The sequence below is a fragment of the Flavobacterium rarum (SeqCode) genome (genome assembly GCF_965234445.1).
Lineage (GTDB): Bacteria > Bacteroidota > Bacteroidia > Flavobacteriales > Flavobacteriaceae > Flavobacterium > Flavobacterium rarum.
The window spans coordinates 112,857-130,946 of the sequence record NZ_OZ248481.1; the positions used below are offsets into that span (position 1 = coordinate 112,857).

Consider the following 18,090-nt stretch of genomic DNA (forward strand, 5'->3'; position numbering starts at 1 on the left):
ATTTTTGCTAAGGTAAAAAAAGCAACTAAAACCCACAAGACAAAACAAAAGCGAATTACAAGAAACTGATTTTTAAATATTTGATTATTTTAATGTAAAAAAAGCGATAAAATATTGTAATAATAAAAAGGAATACTAACTTTGTAAGATTAAGTAATGAATAGGAATTATAATGAGTGTGATTGCAGAAATAATTGATACTCTTGAAAATAAGATTGAAAAACTTTTTAATAAAATGAAAAGTTTAGAAAAAAACAATCAAGAATTAAATTTAGAGTTAAAAAATGCTGCACTGTTGATAGAAACTCAATCGTTTGAAATTGAGGCTTTAAAAACAAAATTAGAAACGCTCAAAATAGCCAACTCATTATTGGGCAGTGACGATAATAAAAGAGATACAAAGCTTAAAATAAATTCATTAATTCGTGAAATTGATTACTGTATAGCACAACTATCAGATTAGTAAAAAAAATGGACGAAAAGCTTAAAATTAAAATATCAATCGCAGAAAGAGTTTACCCATTGACGGTAGATTTCTCTCAAGAAGAAGGACTTAGAAGTGCTTCTAAAAAAATTGATGTAATGATAAAGCAATTTGAAGAAAATTATGCCGTTCGAGACAAGCAAGATGTATTAGCGATGTGTGCTTTACAATTTGCCTCTCAAGTAGAACAAAAACAAATTGATAATGCCATAAATGGTGACGAAACTATTGATAAATTAAAAAAAATCAATGCGCTTTTAGATCAATATCTCGATAATTAAACGTTCTTTACACAAACTAAGATACTGCCTACATTAGTTCATATTGGTAAACTCAACACTAACAATTTAGAATGAGCAAATCATCACTACTAAAGCATGCCACGCTTCGGCGAGGAAACTTGAACAGTGAGTTAGCTCAAAACTTGTCTTTTCGAGTTTATACAAACACCTAATGTAGGCTTTTTTATATATAAATTTTAACAAAACATGGACATCTTAACAATAATTATTTCAGGAATTACAGGTATTGCAGGAGGATTTGGAATAGCCAAAGTAATTGAAAAAAGCAATATCTCTAATTTAATTAAAAGTGCTAAAAAAGAAGCAGCATCAATTTTAAAAGACGCTAATCTTGAAGCCGAGAACATCAAAAAAGATAAAATTCTTCAAGCAAAAGAAAAATTTATCGAACTAAAATCCGAACACGAACAAGTAATTCTAGCAAGAGACAAAAAAGTTGCTGAAGTAGAAAAAAGGGTTCGTGACAAAGAATCTCAAATTTCAAATGAATTATCAAAAGCTAAAAAAGTAAATGATGATTTTGAAGCAAAAACTATTGAATACAATTCAAAAATAGATGTTCTTGACAAAAAGCAAGTTGAAGTAGAAAAACTACACAAAAGTCAACTGCAACAGCTGGAAGTTATATCTGGATTATCTACAGAAGAAGCCAAAAGCCAATTGATAGAAGGACTCAAAATAGAGGCAAAAAGTCAGGCGATGTCTCACATTCAAGACACAATTGAAGAAGCAAAATTAACCGCTCAACAAGAAGCCAAGAAAATCATTATCAATACGATCCAAAGAGTAGGAACAGAAGAAGCTGTTGAAAACTGTGTATCGGTATTCAATATTGAATCGGATGATGTAAAAGGTAGAATTATTGGACGAGAAGGAAGAAATATTAGAGCATTAGAAGCCGCTACGGGTGTAGAAATTATTGTAGACGATACTCCAGAAGCTATAATTTTGTCTTGTTTTGACCCAGTTCGTAGAGAGATTGCACGTTTGGCATTGCACAAATTAGTTACAGACGGACGTATTCACCCTGCTCGTATCGAAGAAGTTGTTGCCAAAACAACCAAACAAATTGATGATGAGATCATTGAAGTAGGTAAACGTACCGTAATCGATTTAGGAATTCACGGATTGCATCCTGAATTAATAAAAGTAGTAGGTAGAATGAAATACCGTTCATCTTACGGACAAAATTTATTGCAACACTCCCGTGAAGTTTCAAAACTTTGTGGAATAATGGCTGCAGAACTTGGATTGAACGTTAAATTGGCCAAAAGAGCAGGATTACTTCACGATATTGGTAAAGTTCCTGATGCCGAAAGTGATTTACCACACGCTTTATTAGGAATGCAATGGGCTGAAAAATACGGCGAAAAAGAAGAAGTGTGTAATGCTATTGGAGCACACCACGATGAGATAGAAATGAAATCTTTACTTTCTCCAATTGTTCAAGTGTGTGATGCTATTTCTGGTGCAAGACCAGGTGCGAGAAGACAAGTATTGGACTCCTACATACAACGTTTAAAAGATCTTGAAGAAGTTGCTTACGGATTCAATGGAGTGAAAAATGCGTATGCTATTCAAGCTGGTAGAGAATTACGTGTTATTGTAGAAAGTGAAAAAGTATCTGATGACAATGCTGCTACTTTATCTTTTGAAATTTCACAAAAAATACAAACCGAAATGACTTATCCTGGTCAAGTTAAAGTCACTGTAATCAGAGAAACTAGAGCGGTAAATATTGCTAAGTAAAAATCTTAGCATTAAAATTTTAAAATCCAAATTCCAATTATCATATTGGGATTTGGATTTTTTTTTAAACCATATGTTTTTAAAAATTGACTATCCCTTTTTAAAATAAATTTTAAAAGTTGTTCCAAAATGAAGTACACTTTCCACTTCAATTTTACCCCCCATATTTTCTATTTGATTTTTTGTCAAATACAAACCAACTCCCCTAGCATCATTATTTTTATGAAAAGTCTTATACAATCCAAAAATGGAGTCTTTGTGCTTTTCTAAATCAATACCTAAACCATTATCTTTTACATTTAAAACAACATATTCATCATTTATTTCGGAAGTAAAAACAATCTTAGGTTCTTTTTCAGGGTCAGAATATTTAATTGCATTGGTTACCAAATTCAACATTATACTTTCCATATAAGCGGGCATACACATCACTTTTAAGGAATTTGGAACATAATTCAATACTTGAATTTTATTGAGTTTAACTGAATCATGCAAAACGTCTAATACTTTTTCAACAAAACTATTGATTTCCAAATGTTGCATGTTGTTTTCCTTCTCTGCATAAATACTCACCAAATCATTCAGATTTTCGATTGTAGAAAACAACTCATCCGATACAATTTGAATATTACCCATTGTATCTTCGACTGACAAAAGCCCTTCTTTGTGCAAATCCAATAATGATTTAATATTACCGCTGTGTGTTCTCAAATTGTGAGATACAATATGAGCAAAGTTTAAAAGTTTATTATTCTGAATATTTACAATTTCAAGCATTTTAGCCAATTCAATCTCCTTTTCTTTTTGCTCAGAAATATCAGTATGTGTACCCGCAATACGCAATGGTTTTCCGTTTTCATCTCTTTCTATAACTTTTCCTCTGTCCAGAATCCATTTGTATTTCCCGTTACACAAAACGCGATGACAAGTTTCGTAAAAAGGGATTTTGTTCTCAAAATGCAGGTTTATATTTCCATAATATTCTTTTCGATCGTCTGGATGCACTCTTTCATCCCATTCTTCTGGAGCAGCAACTAGATCGGATTCTGTGAGCTCTAAAATTTTCATTGACTCCGAAGAATAATACACTTTATTGGTAATTAAATCCCAATCCCAAACTCCTCTATCCGAAGCTTGAACAGCAAAATGATAGCGTTCATCAGCTACTTTCAATCGAATTTCTTGTTCCTTTACAATTGTTATATCCGAAATTAGTCCGTAAAAAACTATTTCATCTTTGTCATTTTTTTTGGGTGTCGCATCGATTCGAATCCATTTGTAACCACTTTCAGGTAAGAGTAATCGAAAATCAATTTCCCACTTCTTATTACTTATAATAGCATCTTCGTAGGATTCTAAAAACCCTTTTAAATCGGGTTCATATATTTTGTAATTTGATAATCTATAAGAATCTTCAAGAAATTCATTAATAGAAAACTCATCTAAAAATTCAATGGGTTTACTTAAAAAATCTACCGAAATATGTTTTTGAGAATTTACCCTAATTTGAAATATAATATTTGGAAGTTGTTTAATTAGACTTTCGTATAATTTATTTAAATCTTCTGGGTTTTTATTGGTTGTAAAAATCATGATTTATAATACTTCTAAGTTTCTAACAAAAATATTGAATCTTAAATAGATATTCTTATAAAAATGCATTTTAATGTTTAACAAAATATTTAATTTTAAACAAATAAGCCATTTAAGTTTAAAAAAATGTGGTCTGCGAAGGAAAACGTATCGCTTAAAACAGTATTTACACGCTGAAGTGATTTTATTAAATGAATAATTGGCTTTACCAGATTCTATTCAAATTAAACTTAACCCGTTGGGTGAAATTATTTTTTACCGCATAGAAACATAGAATTTATAGTTCTTAAAAGAAAGAGATAGATAGACGTTTTACTATTCACATAGCTATTCTATGTGTGAAATAGTACTATTTCTATTTATTCTTTGCCTATTCAGCATTAATCTATGATTCTATGTGGTTAATTTTTTATTTTATTTGAATTTCACCCAACGGGTTAATCTTATACAGCTTATATCGTTAACAATTTTTATAATGGTGTTATTTGTAGAATTATGCACATTTTAATATCGAATCATTTTCTTGGATGATATGCATTTAGAACTTCGGTTAAAAATTTCCTGTCCAAATGCACGTAAATCTCGGTTGTTGTAATGGACTCATGTCCTAACATTAACTGTATAGAACGTAAATCGGCACCATTTTCTAATAAATGAGTAGCAAATGAATGTCGAAATGTATGAGGGCTTATTTTTTTGTTTAAATTGATTTTTACAGCCAAATCTTTTATGATTGTAAAAATCATTGCCCGAGTCAATTGCTTTCCTCTTCTGTTTAAAAACAATGTATCTTCATGCCCCTTTTGGATATTGAGATGTACTCGAATACCATTTTTGTAAATTTCAATGTATTTTTGAGTCAAATCACCAACAGGAACAAAACGCTGTTTATTTCCTTTACCCGTTATTTTGATAAAACCTTCATCAAAAAACAAATCGGAGATTTTTAAAGAGACCAATTCAGAAACCCTAAGTCCGCAACCGTATAAAGTTTCAAGTAATGCTCTATTGCGTTCCCCTTCATTCAAACTTAGATCAATAGCAGAAATAAGTGTATCAATTTCCTCTACAGCCAAAGTATCTGGGAGTTTACGTCCCGTTTTTGGAGATTCTATTAATTCCAAAGGGTTGTCATTTCTAAAATCTTCAAATATTAAATATGAAAAAAAACTCTTTAAACCCGAAATTATCCGAGCTTGTGATCTCGGGTTTACTTCTTTGGAAATAGCGTATATAAATTGCTGAAGCGTTTCTTCCTTTATACTTATAGGAGAAACCAGAATGGAATTTTGAGTCAAAAACAAACTCAAACGCTCTATATCAAAAGTATAATTATCAATAGTGTTTTTTGACAATCCCCTTTCAATTTTTAAATACGACTGATAGCTTTTTAAATACGTTTCCCAATTCATAGTTACAAAGTAATGACTTTTTTGCACATAAAAAAACCTCCCATTTTGGGAGGTTCATTTTTAATTTCTAATAAAATATTAGAATTTATATCCTAAAGATACTGAGAAAACTCCGTTGTTAGCATCCCCAGAATCTTCAAAATCAAATACATTTGTCAAACCAAGATTATATCTTAAACCAGCCGAAAGATTTTCAGTAAAGTCATATCCAGCACCAAAGTTAGCACTGAAATCAGTTGAACTTACAAAATCTTTAACATCTCCACTATTATCTTTTGCAGACATTAGAAATCCAATTTGTGGTCCTGCCTCTAAACTAAAAGACTTAGCCACATAATATTTAGCCATTACTGGAATATTGATATAGTTTAATTTCAAATCTCCATCGTTATCAGAAGAAGATCCTTGAGCAGAGTACATTAATTCTGGTTGAACTGCAAATTTTTCAGAAATTTTAAATTCTGCAAAACCACCAACTTGAAAACCTACTAAAGAAGAAGCATCTTCTACATCTCCAGTAAGAGTTGCAACGTTTAAAGCAACTTTAGCTCCAAATTTAACACCTTGTGCATTTGTAAATCCAAATGCTAAAACAGCAACAGCTGATAAAATAATTTTTTTCATTTTGTTTTTATTAATAGTTATTTTCTACAAATATATTATAAAAAACAATTTACCATACAAAATAGAGAATTAATTTTCTTACACATTAACAAAAATACAATTCAATGCTGAAAACCAAACTGTTACGTCAAAAAAGGAGGGTAAAAACTATAACTAATCAATTGACCTTTACTAATAAATTATTAAACATGTCTTAAATGTAACTGTTTTACATTAATAATTTCCCAAAATTGAGCGGTTTTAATAACTTAGATGGTATAAATTACCATTTGTATAATAATCCAAATTTTGGTTGAGCAAAAATATTGTTAAACAAATTCACATTTATAACTAAATCACTACTGCTAGATCCATTTTCAGGTTTAGCATTATTATAACTTAAAACTTCTGCTAGAGTAAATGTTGCTGCCCATTTTGGGGTAAAAAAATAATTAATTCCTAAATCAATATTAGCTTTTAGACCATTGTTCATATTTGTAGAACCATCCAAATATTCTAATTTTGTATGATTGTAACCCAAACCCGCTTCTCCATAAGCCTTAAAATTACCCAAGATCAAGAAATAAAATCTTGCAAATACTCCAACTCCATATGAACTTGATTTATCAAGATTATTGCTGTTAGGTAAATAGGAAACAGATGAAACATTAAAATCACCACCTACAGCCCATTTTTGATCTAAAAAGTAGCCGAATTTCGGTGTTAATGCAAAATAATCATCGCTACTATCACCTGTTGTTAGGGTAATTCCGCCCTCAAGCCACATATTTCCTCTTGAAAAAGTAGCTTTTGGCATTCCCGAATCTTGAGCATTTGCAAAACTAAAAGCAATTACAGTTACTAATACTAAAATATTTTTTTTCATTTTTTGTTTTTCGTTTGTTGATACGAATATAAATGTACGAAATACGTATCAAAAAACAGCAACTAACCCTTAATTTAACTTAAAGAAAAAAAACATATACAATTATATACAAGGTTTTTATATCCGATATTAAAAATAGTAGCAATAAAAAAAATAGAAAATTGATACTTTTCTATCACAAAATTTATTTCTTTTGATTTGTTAAAAAAAAGCTTCAATTTTTGATTAAAAGAACCTCTAAAATCAGCATGGATTATTTATTTTTACAAAAAAACAAAATAGACATGAAAATAGCCATCCTTAATGGTCCCAATTTGAATTTACTAGGAAAAAGAGAACCTGAAGTTTATGGAACACAAACTTTTGAAGATTATTTTGAGCTTTTAAAAAATAAATTTCCACAACTAGAATTGACTTACTATCAAAGCAATATCGAGGGGGAGTTAATTGGTAAAATACAAGAATTAGGATTTTCTTATGACGGTATTATTCTCAATGCTGGTGCATACACACATACGTCTATAGGTATTGGCGATGCCATCAAAGCAGTAACAACTCCTGTAATAGAAGTTCATATCTCAAATACGTATGCTCGTGAAACTTTCAGACATCAGTCTTATATTTCTGGAAATGCCAAAGGAGTCATTCTTGGTTTTGGCTTAAAAAGCTACGATTTGGCCATTCAATCTTTTTTGTAATATTTTTAACAAATTTTTACAATTCACAAAGCATTTTTCCATGTAACAATCTTACAAAAAGGCGTCCAATAGCAAAACTACAACTATGAAAAACGCTTTTTTGTTCTTTTTACTACTATTGTCCTTCCATGCTTCTGCCCAAATAAAAGGCACCGTTACCGACGAAAAGGGGAATCCGTTACCATTTATCACTATTTTCGAAGAAAACACCTACAACGGAACGACCACAAATGAGCAGGGAAAGTATCAGCTCCATTTAAAATCTACTGGTAAGAATAAAATTGTTTTTCAATATTTAGGTTTTAAAACTCAAAAGATAGAAATTCCAACAGATAAATCAGCATTTTCTTTGGATGTAAAAATGATTGAAGAAAGCTACTCACTTAATGAAGTAGTGATAAATACAAAAGATAATCCAGCAAATGCAATCATAAAAAGCGCCATTGCCAGCAAAAAAGAAAACACAAACAAAACATCACGCTTTAAAGCCGATTTTTATTCGAAAGGCATTTTTAAATTAAAAAATGCTCCTAAAAAAATATTTGGACAAAAAATAGGCGATATGAATGGCGCTTTAGATTCTACTGGAACTGGCATTATATCATTGTCAGAAACATTTTCTAAAATTGTTTATGAAAAGCCAAACAATTTGAAAGAAGTCGTTACTGCTTCAAAAGTAAGCGGAGATAATAAAGGTTATGCATACAATACTGCAAGATCTTCATTTTATGATTTTTATGACAATACCATAAATTTTGGCATTAACATGATTTCACCTATTGCTGATAATGCATTCAATTATTATAAATATAGATTGGAGAGCACTTTTACAGATGAAAACAATCAAACGATTAATAAAATAAAAGTCATTGCCAAAAGAGACAAAGAACCAGTTTTTGAAGGTTATATTTATATTTTGGATAATTCTTGGGCTATTTATGCCATTGATTTAGATATAAAAGGCTATCGAATGAAGGAAGATGTTATCGACGTAATGACGTTGAAGCAAAACTTCAGTTACAACAAAAACAACAAAATTTGGGCAAAAAACACACAAAGTCTTGAATTTAGTGCTGGAATATTTGGAATTAAATTCAACGGCCAGTACACTTACGTTTACAACAATTATGAATTTGTTGATTCCTTTGACAAAAAAACATTTACCAACGAAATCACTACCGTCGATATAAATTCGAATAAAAAAGATACCCTTTTCTGGAATGCAAACAGACCCATTCCGCTAACTACCGAGGAAATTACCGATTATGTAAGGAAAGACAGCATTCATAAAGTTCGTAACTCCCCAAAATACTTAGATTCAATTGATAAAAAAGAGAACAAGTTTAAATTCTTTGACCCTATTACGGGCTATACCTACAAAAGCAGTTCAAAGAAATTCTCTTTGGGATATAAAGGATTACTTGACCTCAGCTCTTTAAGTTTTAATACTGTGCAAGGATGGAACTTTGATACCGGTTTCTCCTATTCCAACTGGAAACAGGAAGAAAAAGGACGCCAAACCAACATGGATGTGAAAATTAATTATGGTTTTTCAGACGATCGTCTACGCGTTAACGGGAAATATTGGCACCAATTCAACAATCAGAATTATGCGAATTTAAAAGTTGCCGGAGGAAGCACAGTACAGCAGTTTAATCGAGATGAACCCATCAGCCCATTTATTAATTCCATCAGTACTTTGTTTTTCAAGGACAATTACATAAAATTATACAATTTGGAATTTGCCGAAATAGAGTACGGTCAAGATGTTGCAAACGGTGTCTATCTTAAAGGAAAGATTGATTATGAACAGCGAAAACCATTATTCAACACGACGGATTTTTCTTTTTACAATAAAGAGGACATGTACTTTTCTAATAATCCTTTAGATCCAATTGATTACACAAACCCTGGGTTCGAAAAACACAGTTTGGCTAAACTGAATTTGTCAGCCAAAATAAATTTCGGAAATAAATACGCTTCGCGACCAGACGGGAAATATAATATCAGAAGCGGTAAATTCCCCACTTTGTATTTAGGTCTTGAAAAAGGATTTGCTGGAACCGAGAAGAAATATGAGTTTACCAAATTCAATACACAACTAAAATACAGCCATACTTTTGGGAACAAAGGAGATTTTGGAATGAACCTAAAAGCTGGAAAATTCTTTAATGGTGATAACATTGCTTTTATGGATTACCAGCATTTCAACGGAAACCAAACGTATGTTGGGCTAACTGGCAATTATTTGAATGTATTTAATTTAATGCCTTATTACACAAACAGCACCAATGACAGCTATTTTGAATTCCACACGGAGCACAATGACAGAGGATTCATAATGAACAAAATCCCTTTGTTGAACCTGCTTAAATCAAACTTAGTTCTGGGCTATCATTTACTGGCGGTACCAAACACCAGTCCCTATTCGGAGTACAGCGTAGGCTTGGACAATCTGGGTTTTGGAAAACTAAAAATGTTCCGAATCGATTATGTGCGTTCCTATCAAAACGGATTCCAAAATGAAGGTGTAATTGTTGGGATAAAATTCATGAATTAGATTAAAACCACATTGTTTATTTGGGCGTGACCCTCAGTAAAAACAACGGGTCGGGCTTTCCGTTCCCGCTTTTTTTATCCCGCAAAAAAGCGGGATAAAAAAGAGCTCCACTAAAATCCCTCACGCGAGCAAGTGCAAGCCAACAAAATTAGCATAAATTAAGTAATACCATTTAGACTTTAAATTTACCTTTATAAAATAATCTAGTTCTACGTCTGTTCGAGTGTTTCGTTAAAAAATGCGATAGCTTTTTTTAATGAAATGTATCGAGAACCCTCACCTAGTAGGCTTCTCGATACAATTTAGAATGGTAAAGCTCTCGCATTACTATTCTAAATCACTCGAAGAGACGTTGCTTTTTTATTGCAGTAAAATCAAAGCAGCAATAAAAAAAACCAATACTTTTAAAAACAGTATTGGTTTTATTTTTTGAACTAAAATCTACTTAATCCGGCTCAATATGAATTAAAACATGTCCCAGTTCTGGTATCTCCTGTTTTAAAGTGTCCTTTAAACTATGCGAAATATCATGACCTTCTTTTACTGAAATAGCACCACTAACACGAGCATGAAGATCAACATGGTATTTCATTCCAGCTTTTCGGATAAAACATTTTTCGGTATCTATGACTCCATCAACCTGATGAGAGACTTGCCTGATTTCTTCAACCAAATCATCGTACAAATGTTCATCCATGATTTCGCCAAGTGCTGGTCTAAAAATGAGGTAACTATTATAAAGAATAAAAAAAGCGGCAAAAAGTGCTGCCCAATCATCGGCAGATTCATAACCTTTTCCTAAAATCAAGGCAATCGAAATACCAATAAATGCGGCAACCGAAGTTATAGCATCGCTTCGATGATGCCATGCATCGGCTTTGAGAGAGGAGCTGTTGGTTTCTTTGCTTCTTTTCATCACAACACGAAACGAATATTCTTTCCAGATAATAATAGCACCTAGAACAAAAAGTGTCCACGATTTGGGTAAATCATGTGGTGTTTGAATGTTTATGATACTTTCATACCCAATAATTGTAGCTGAAGTAATTAAAAAACCAACCACCAAAAAAGTAATTAAAGGTTCTGCCCGCCCATGTCCGTAAGGATGATTTTCATCAGCGGGTCTATTGGAATACTTTATACCAAATAAAACCAAAAAAGAAGCAAAAATATCTGTAGTTGATTCTATGGCATCCGCAATCAGTGCATAAGAATTCCCAAAAAACCCTGCTAATCCTTTTATAATAGCCATAGAAGTGTTTCCAATAATACTAAAATAGGTAGCCTTTATTGCTTTTTGCTCATTAGTTTTATCCATCATCTATTATTTATTACTAAAAAATCGCTTAAACAAACTGAAGGTCTATTTAAGCGATTTTTAAAATTGTTTATTTCTATTGTTTTTCTCGAACTATATTGGCTCCTATCGCTCTTAATCGTTCATCAATTCTTTCGTAACCTCTATCAATTTGTTCAATATTTTGAATGATACTAGTTCCTTTTCCAGTAAGCGCAGCAATCAATAATGAAATTCCGGCACGAATATCTGGAGAAGACATAGTGGTTGCTTTTAACACCGATTTGAAATCGTGTCCGATTACCACAGCTCTATGCGGGTCGCACAACATGATTTTGGCGCCCATATCTATCAATTTATCGACAAAAAACAAACGGCTTTCAAACATTTTTTGGTGAATTAAAACATCCCCTTTTGCTTGTGTAGCCACTACCAAAATAATACTCAATAAATCGGGAGTAAATCCCGGCCATGGTGCATCTGATATCGTTAAAATTGAACCGTCTATATCTGTTTTTACTTCATAACCGTCATTGTGTTCTGGAATGAAGATATCGTCTCCCCTTCTTTCAAGAGTGATACCTAATTTTCTAAACGTATTTGGAATAACCCCAAGATTTTCCCAACTCACATCTTTGATTGTTATTTCACTTCTTGTCATAGCTGCAAGACCAATCCAAGAACCTATTTCGATCATATCTGGAAGAATTCTGTGTACGCAACCACCTAGTTTTTCAACACCTTCAATAGTCAATAAATTGGATCCAACTCCAGTAATATTGGCACCCATTGAATTTAGCATTTTGCAAAGTTGTTGCAAATAAGGTTCGCAAGCAGCATTGTAAATCGTTGTTCTTCCTTTGGCCAAAACAGCTGCCATTACAATATTGGCAGTACCGGTCACAGAAGCTTCATCCAGCAACATATCTGTACCAACAAGACCTTCTGATGCTTCTACACCGTAGAAATGGTCTTCTCTGTTGTATCTAAATTTTGCTCCTAGGTTGATAAACCCTTCAAAATGGGTATCCAATCTTCGGCGTCCAATTTTGTCTCCACCTGGTTTTGGAATATATCCTTTTCCGAAACGGGCCAAAAGTGGGCCTACGATCATGATAGAACCTCGAAGTGAACCGCCTTCCTTCTTGAATGCTTCAGTTTCTAGGTATCCTACATTTACTTCGTCTGATTGAAAAGTATAAGATCCAGATCCAATTTTTTCAATTTTGACTCCCAAATTACCCAATAATGTTATCAATTTATTTATATCAATAATGTCAGGTATATTGTTAATGGTTACTTTTTCTGGAGTTAAAAGCACGGCACACAAAATCTGTAGTGCTTCATTTTTGGCTCCTTGTGGTATTACTTCCCCTTTAAGGCGAACGCCTCCTTCAATTTTGAAAACTTCCATGATTTTTTTTTAAGTTTCTAAGTTTCTAAGTTTCTGAGTTTCTGAGATATTGAACTAATACGTTCACATCAAACTTAGTATCTTAGTCTCTTCTTTATAATTAATTATTTCTTGATAAACGGTTTTGGTTTTCCCGTTTTGGTATTTTTATTGCTTTGTATTTTTGGTTGTCCTGCAGGTGTAATTTTATTTGAAATCCTTTTATTGGTTCGTAATAAATCGGTGGTATTTAATAATTCTTCCGAACTTTGGATTAAATTTAATTTCCCATCTGATAATTCAAAAAGGTGTTCAAAAATGACATCATCTTTTACGGTGTCTTTGTTCCAGCTTAAATAGGATTTTTTCATGTGGTTGGCAATAACCTTTACCAAAGCATTTTTCATTTCGCCTTCCTCCCATTTGTTGGCAACATCTATCATGTATTTGATGTTATTACCGTAATACCTGTATTTTGGGAAATTTTGTGGGTATTTTAAAACATCTGGTTTGAGTTGCAACACTTCCCTGGATGGAATTGGGTATGGTGAATTGGCTATCAATTTAAAATCGGACATGATGAATAATTGATCCCAAAGTTTGTGTTGAAAATCGGGCACATCTCTCAGATGAGGATTCAAACTTCCCATTACTTGAATGATGTATTTAGCGGCTTTGTTGCGCTCGATTTCATCTTCAATCAAGGTTGCCTGATCGATCAATTTTTGTAAATGACGACCGTATTCTGGAATAATCAGATGCACTCTTTCAGAATTGTATTCTAAATTGAAAACAACATCATTTGCGATTTCTTTTTTATATTTTTCGATCATAATTATAAGGAAACTATACCTTCTATTGTGGATACTTCTTGGTACTTATCAATTATTTCTTGGGAATCTTTGACCAATAAATCTACTGAAATACTGGTATATTTTCCTGTTTTGGATTTTGTTGTTTTTATTACTGCTCCCATACAATCGAAGGCATCTTCTACTTTTTGTATATTCTGCTCTGATGTGGGAACTATAAACTTAAACAAATATTCTGCTGGCCAAGAATTGCTATTGTCCAATTCTACCTTGAGTCTTTCGTAAAACTCTGCAGTCTCTTTTTTTTTATTGTCGTCCATTCTAAAATTAAAAATAAAGGCAAATATACGGTTTTGATTTTAGATTTTAGATTTTAGATTTTAGAAAAAAGAGAATAGCGAATAGAAAATAGAAAATAGAATGTAGAGAATAGAAAATAGACTTTAGAAAATGGAGAAAAAAAAATAGAAAATTGAAGACACGAAACGTCACTTATATGCATTTTTCTTGATTTTAAGATATACTTTTCTCTTTGCCTTTTCCAAAAATGTATAATATCTCCCATTTTAGCCCTGATGGGAGCAGTATCCTTTTGTGCCAGTGTTTGGCACAAAAGATACAAGTGGACAGCAGGAAACCTATTTCCTGAAAAAGCCTATTTTTTCGCTCCTAATTATTATCCAAAATTAGGTTGTAATAATCTTTTTAAAAACCAATAAGTTTGAGTATTTTTGCCGTTTAATTGAAAAAGGTGCAGAAAGAAATTATTGTTATCATTGGTGGCCCTGGTACGGGTAAGAGTTCTATAATAAAAGGGTTGGCAGCAAAAAATTTTTGTTGTTATCCTGAAATTTCTCGCGAACTTACTCATGAAGCACAAAGACGAGGTATCGAACAATTGTTTCTTGAAGATCCTTTGTTGTTTAGTCAAATGTTGCTTGATGGAAGAATTAAGCAATTTAATAGTGCGCATAAAGAATCGCATCAATGGGTTTTTATTGACAGAGGAATTCCCGATGTAGTAGCTTATTTGAATTACATTGGTGATTCTTTTCCCGAGCATTTTGACCATGCTTGTCGCGAAAATGTGTATACTAAAATTTTTATACTTCCGCCTTGGGAGGAAATTTATGTAAGCGACAATGAACGCTACGAGAGCTTTGAACAGGCCAAAAAAATTCACAAACACCTCAAAGACACCTACACCAATTATGGTTATTCTTTAATTGAGGTGCCAAAAGATAGTGTTGATAACAGAATTCTTTATATATTAGATAAAATTTAGCAAATTCATAAAAGTAAAAATTTGCAGATTAGTACCAATCTAAACCGTATATAATGCCAGAAGCATTAGCAATTCTTCAAAAATATTGGAAACACGACAAATTCAGATCCCTTCAAAAAGAAATTATTGATTCGGTTTTAATTGGTCAAGACACTTTTGCTTTGATGCCAACTGGAGGCGGAAAATCAATCTGTTTTCAAGTTCCAGCGATGATGAAAGAAGGAATTTGCTTAGTCATTTCTCCCCTTGTTGCCTTGATGAAAGATCAAGTTGCCAATTTGCAGAAACGCAACATTAAAGCAATTGCTTTGACGGGAGGCATAAAATCTGATGAAATGATTGACCTACTGGACAATTGTCAATTTGGAAATTATAAATTCTTGTACCTATCTCCAGAGCGTTTGCAATCGGATTGGATTCTGGAACGCATAAAAGGACTTCCTATAAATTTGATTACCATAGACGAAGCGCATTGTGTATCGCAATGGGGACATGATTTTCGACCTGCTTATTTGAAGATTTCAAATTTAAAAACACATTTTCCTAACGTTCCATTTTTGGCGCTTACCGCAACTGCAACGCCAAAAGTAAAAGAAGACATTATTGCCGATTTGGGTTTAAAAACTCCCAACCAATTTGAGAAATCTTTTGCCAGAGAAAACATTGCCTATATGGTTTTTGAAGTAGAAGACAAATTATTTAGAATTGAACAAATTCTTAAAAAAAATCCAGACCCTTCCATTATATATGTACGAAATAGAAAATCATGTTTGGAAATTTCCAACCAATTGCAATCGTTAGGTTTTAAGGCGACTTATTATCACGGTGGCCTTTCGGCTAAAGAAAAAGACAAGAATATGCAACTGTGGATGGATGAAAAAGCACAAGTTATTGTGGCCACAAATGCTTTTGGAATGGGGATTGACAAAGCCAATGTAAAGACGGTAATCCACATTCAATTACCAGAAAACATAGAAAATTATTACCAAGAAGCAGGACGTGCTGGCAGAAATGGAGAAAAAGCCTTTGCGGTATTATTGACCAGCGAATACGATATTATTCAAACCGAAAATCAATTTATAAGTGTCCTTCCAGACAAAGCATTCTTGAATAAAATGTATTTCAAACTTTGCAATTATTTCCAGATTGCATATGGAGAAGGTATCGATGAGCAGTTTACGTTTAATTTGCAGCATTTTTGTTTAAAATATGAATTTCCGACTCTAAAAACCTTCAATGCTATGCGATTTCTGGATGGTCAAGGGGTAATTTCATTGTCTCAAGAGTTTTCGGAAAAAATCTCTTTACAGTTTTTAATTCCTTCCAAAGAAGTGATTCGCTATACCAGTTTAAATCCTAATGACGAAGAAATTATTCTATCAATAGTAAGGACTTATCCTGGGATTTATGAAATGCAAACTGCTTTTAACATTCAACTTATAGCCAAAAAATCGAATCATACCGAGGCAGAAATTCAAGCTGTTTTGCATAAACTGAAAGAAAAAGAGATTATTGATTATCATTCCAAAAGCAATGATGCAACTTTAATTTTTAATGAAATTCGGGAAGATGAAAGAACGATAAGTAGAGTATCTAAATATTTGGAAAGGCAAAATCAATTAAAAAAAGAGCAACTTCAAGCCGTTCTTCATTATATAAAAGAAAAAAACACCTGCAAAAGCAAATTGATATTGGCTTATTTTGGAGAGAAAGCCAAAACAGATTGTGGTATTTGCTCCTATTGTATTACCAAAACAAAAATCAAAAAAAACGGCAATGTTCTTTATAAAAAAATAATGGAGCTATTACAAAAAGAAGAATTAAGCTCCAGAGAAATACAAATTAAAACCAAAGTTTCCTCAGACGATGTTATCTTTGCATTACAAGAATTATTAGAAAATGAAATTATAATCATTCAAAAAAACAACAAATACACCTTAAAATCATAATGGAAAAGTTACGAATTATATTTATGGGAACCCCAGAGTTTGCTGTTGGGATTCTTGACACTGTCATCAAAAACAATTACGAAGTGGTTGGTGTAATCACTGCTGCAGATAAACCTGCGGGCCGTGGTCAAAAAATAAAATATTCTGCAGTAAAAGAATATGCTTTAGAAAACAACTTAACCCTTTTGCAACCTACAAATCTAAAAGACGACCATTTTCTAAAGGAATTAAAAGCATTGAATGCCAACTTACAAATAGTTGTTGCCTTTAGAATGCTACCAAAAGTAGTTTGGGAAATGGCTTCGTTGGGGACATTTAACCTTCATGCTTCATTACTTCCAGATTACAGAGGAGCCGCTCCTATCAATTGGGCTATAATAAATGGCGAAACCAAAACAGGCGTTACCACTTTCTTTATAGACGACAAAATAGATACTGGAGCGATGATAATGAGTCAAGAAATCGAAATTGAAGCAACTGAAAACGCTGGACATCTTCACGATCGATTAATGCATTTGGGAAGCGCTACTGTTATTGATACATTGAATTTGATTGAAAATAAAAAAGTAACTACCACTATACAGAATGAATCTCCAGATATTAAAACAGCTTACAAACTCAATAAAGAAAATTGTAAAATAGATTGGACAAAGTCGGCTTTAGAAATCAACAATCTCATACGAGGATTAAGCCCATATCCTGCTGCTTGGTGCTTTTTTAGTGATAAAAGTGATGAATGGAACGTTAAAATTTATGAATCTAAAATCATTTTTGAAGAGCATACACATGCTATTGGGCAATTGATTTGTAGCAAAAAAGAAATGAAAGTAGCTGTAGAAAATGGATATATTGAAATATTGAGTTTACAATTTCCCGGCAAAAAGAAAATGAAAACGCAAGAGTTATTAAATGGAATTGTTTTTTCTGAAACTGCAAAAGTGTATTAAGACCAACAAAAACGGGAGTTAAGTGGCTTTTTTGAGTGAATTTACCTCGATTTATGAACAATAAAATTAAGTTATTAACAAAACTCGTTAAAATTTCACAAAATACTTGCAAAGACCGCA

17 protein-coding genes are annotated in these 18,090 nt (G+C 32.4%); 9 read left to right on the plus strand and 8 right to left on the minus strand.

Annotation, left to right across the window (positions count from 1 at the left end):
• Positions 1 to 172 precede the first annotated feature (172 nt).
• The 3 genes from AC8GF4_RS04980 to rny all read left to right on the plus strand — a co-directional run bounded on the left by AC8GF4_RS04980 (position 173) and on the right by rny (position 2,535).
• Complete coding sequence (locus tag AC8GF4_RS04980; RefSeq protein WP_506593114.1) at positions 173 to 463, plus strand: hypothetical protein; 291 nt, start codon at positions 173 to 175, stop codon at positions 461 to 463.
• An 8-nt stretch (positions 464 to 471) separates the two neighbouring features.
• Positions 472 to 765, plus strand: a complete 294-nt coding sequence (locus tag AC8GF4_RS04985) for a cell division protein ZapA (RefSeq protein WP_506593115.1) — start codon at positions 472 to 474, stop codon at positions 763 to 765.
• Positions 766 to 972: 207 nt separating this feature from the next.
• On the plus strand, positions 973 to 2,535 hold the full coding sequence (gene rny, locus AC8GF4_RS04990) for a ribonuclease Y (protein WP_506593116.1): 1,563 nt from the start codon (positions 973 to 975) through the stop codon (positions 2,533 to 2,535).
• Positions 2,536 to 2,625: 90 nt separating this feature from the next.
• Here rny and AC8GF4_RS04995 read toward each other — a convergent pair whose 3' ends face one another.
• The 4 genes from AC8GF4_RS04995 to AC8GF4_RS05010 all read right to left on the minus strand — a co-directional run bounded on the left by AC8GF4_RS04995 (position 2,626) and on the right by AC8GF4_RS05010 (position 7,029).
• The gene (locus tag AC8GF4_RS04995) at positions 2,626 to 4,128 is read right to left on the minus strand and encodes a sensor histidine kinase (protein ID WP_506593117.1); all 1,503 of its coding nucleotides are present in this window, start codon (positions 4,126 to 4,128) and stop codon (positions 2,626 to 2,628) included.
• A gap of 515 nt (positions 4,129 to 4,643) precedes the next feature.
• A complete protein-coding gene (xerD, locus tag AC8GF4_RS05000) occupies positions 4,644 to 5,540 on the minus strand; it encodes a site-specific tyrosine recombinase XerD (protein WP_506593119.1) in 897 nt (298 codons plus the stop codon).
• A gap of 78 nt (positions 5,541 to 5,618) precedes the next feature.
• The gene (locus AC8GF4_RS05005; protein WP_506593120.1) at positions 5,619 to 6,164 is read right to left on the minus strand and encodes a porin family protein; all 546 of its coding nucleotides are present in this window, start codon (positions 6,162 to 6,164) and stop codon (positions 5,619 to 5,621) included.
• A 262-nt stretch (positions 6,165 to 6,426) separates the two neighbouring features.
• Positions 6,427 to 7,029, minus strand: a complete 603-nt coding sequence (locus AC8GF4_RS05010; RefSeq protein ID WP_506593121.1) for an outer membrane beta-barrel protein — start codon at positions 7,027 to 7,029, stop codon at positions 6,427 to 6,429.
• Positions 7,030 to 7,313: 284 nt separating this feature from the next.
• On the opposite strand from AC8GF4_RS05010, the gene aroQ reads away from it, so the two are divergent.
• Entirely contained in the window at positions 7,314 to 7,727 is a 414-nt protein-coding gene (aroQ, locus tag AC8GF4_RS05015) for a type II 3-dehydroquinate dehydratase (RefSeq protein ID WP_506593123.1), read from the plus strand.
• 85 nt (positions 7,728 to 7,812) lie between these two features.
• Positions 7,813 to 10,287: a DUF5686 and carboxypeptidase regulatory-like domain-containing protein gene (locus AC8GF4_RS05020; RefSeq protein ID WP_506593124.1), complete on the plus strand. Its 2,475-nt coding sequence runs from the start codon at positions 7,813 to 7,815 to the stop codon at positions 10,285 to 10,287.
• A gap of 445 nt (positions 10,288 to 10,732) precedes the next feature.
• On the opposite strand, the gene AC8GF4_RS05025 is transcribed toward AC8GF4_RS05020, so the two are convergent.
• The 4 genes from AC8GF4_RS05025 to AC8GF4_RS05040 all read right to left on the minus strand — a co-directional run bounded on the left by AC8GF4_RS05025 (position 10,733) and on the right by AC8GF4_RS05040 (position 14,109).
• Entirely contained in the window at positions 10,733 to 11,608 is an 876-nt protein-coding gene (locus tag AC8GF4_RS05025; protein ID WP_506593125.1) for a cation diffusion facilitator family transporter, read from the minus strand.
• A 73-nt stretch (positions 11,609 to 11,681) separates the two neighbouring features.
• Complete coding sequence (murA, locus tag AC8GF4_RS05030) at positions 11,682 to 12,998, minus strand: UDP-N-acetylglucosamine 1-carboxyvinyltransferase (protein WP_506593126.1); 1,317 nt, start codon at positions 12,996 to 12,998, stop codon at positions 11,682 to 11,684.
• A 104-nt stretch (positions 12,999 to 13,102) separates the two neighbouring features.
• A complete protein-coding gene (locus tag AC8GF4_RS05035) occupies positions 13,103 to 13,810 on the minus strand; it encodes a DUF4290 domain-containing protein (protein WP_506593127.1) in 708 nt (235 codons plus the stop codon).
• Positions 13,811 to 13,812: 2 nt separating this feature from the next.
• Entirely contained in the window at positions 13,813 to 14,109 is a 297-nt protein-coding gene (locus AC8GF4_RS05040; RefSeq protein WP_506593128.1) for a DUF493 family protein, read from the minus strand.
• A gap of 255 nt (positions 14,110 to 14,364) precedes the next feature.
• Here AC8GF4_RS05040 and AC8GF4_RS05045 point away from each other — a divergent pair, with 255 nt between their 5' ends.
• Genes AC8GF4_RS05045 through fmt form a run of 4 tightly spaced genes read left to right on the plus strand, consistent with a single transcriptional unit; the run spans position 14,365 to position 17,970 of the window.
• The gene (locus AC8GF4_RS05045) at positions 14,365 to 14,508 is read left to right on the plus strand and encodes a hypothetical protein (RefSeq protein WP_506593130.1); all 144 of its coding nucleotides are present in this window, start codon (positions 14,365 to 14,367) and stop codon (positions 14,506 to 14,508) included.
• 32 nt (positions 14,509 to 14,540) lie between these two features.
• Entirely contained in the window at positions 14,541 to 15,074 is a 534-nt protein-coding gene (locus AC8GF4_RS05050; RefSeq protein ID WP_506593131.1) for an AAA family ATPase, read from the plus strand.
• 53 nt (positions 15,075 to 15,127) lie between these two features.
• Positions 15,128 to 17,023 (plus strand): RecQ family ATP-dependent DNA helicase, encoded by a 1,896-nt coding sequence (locus AC8GF4_RS05055; RefSeq protein WP_506593133.1) that lies wholly within the window; start codon positions 15,128 to 15,130, stop codon positions 17,021 to 17,023.
• Entirely contained in the window at positions 17,023 to 17,970 is a 948-nt protein-coding gene (gene fmt, locus AC8GF4_RS05060) for a methionyl-tRNA formyltransferase (protein ID WP_506593134.1), read from the plus strand. Before AC8GF4_RS05055 ends, fmt begins: the two co-directional genes overlap by 1 nt.
• Positions 17,971 to 18,090: the final 120 nt, after the last annotated feature.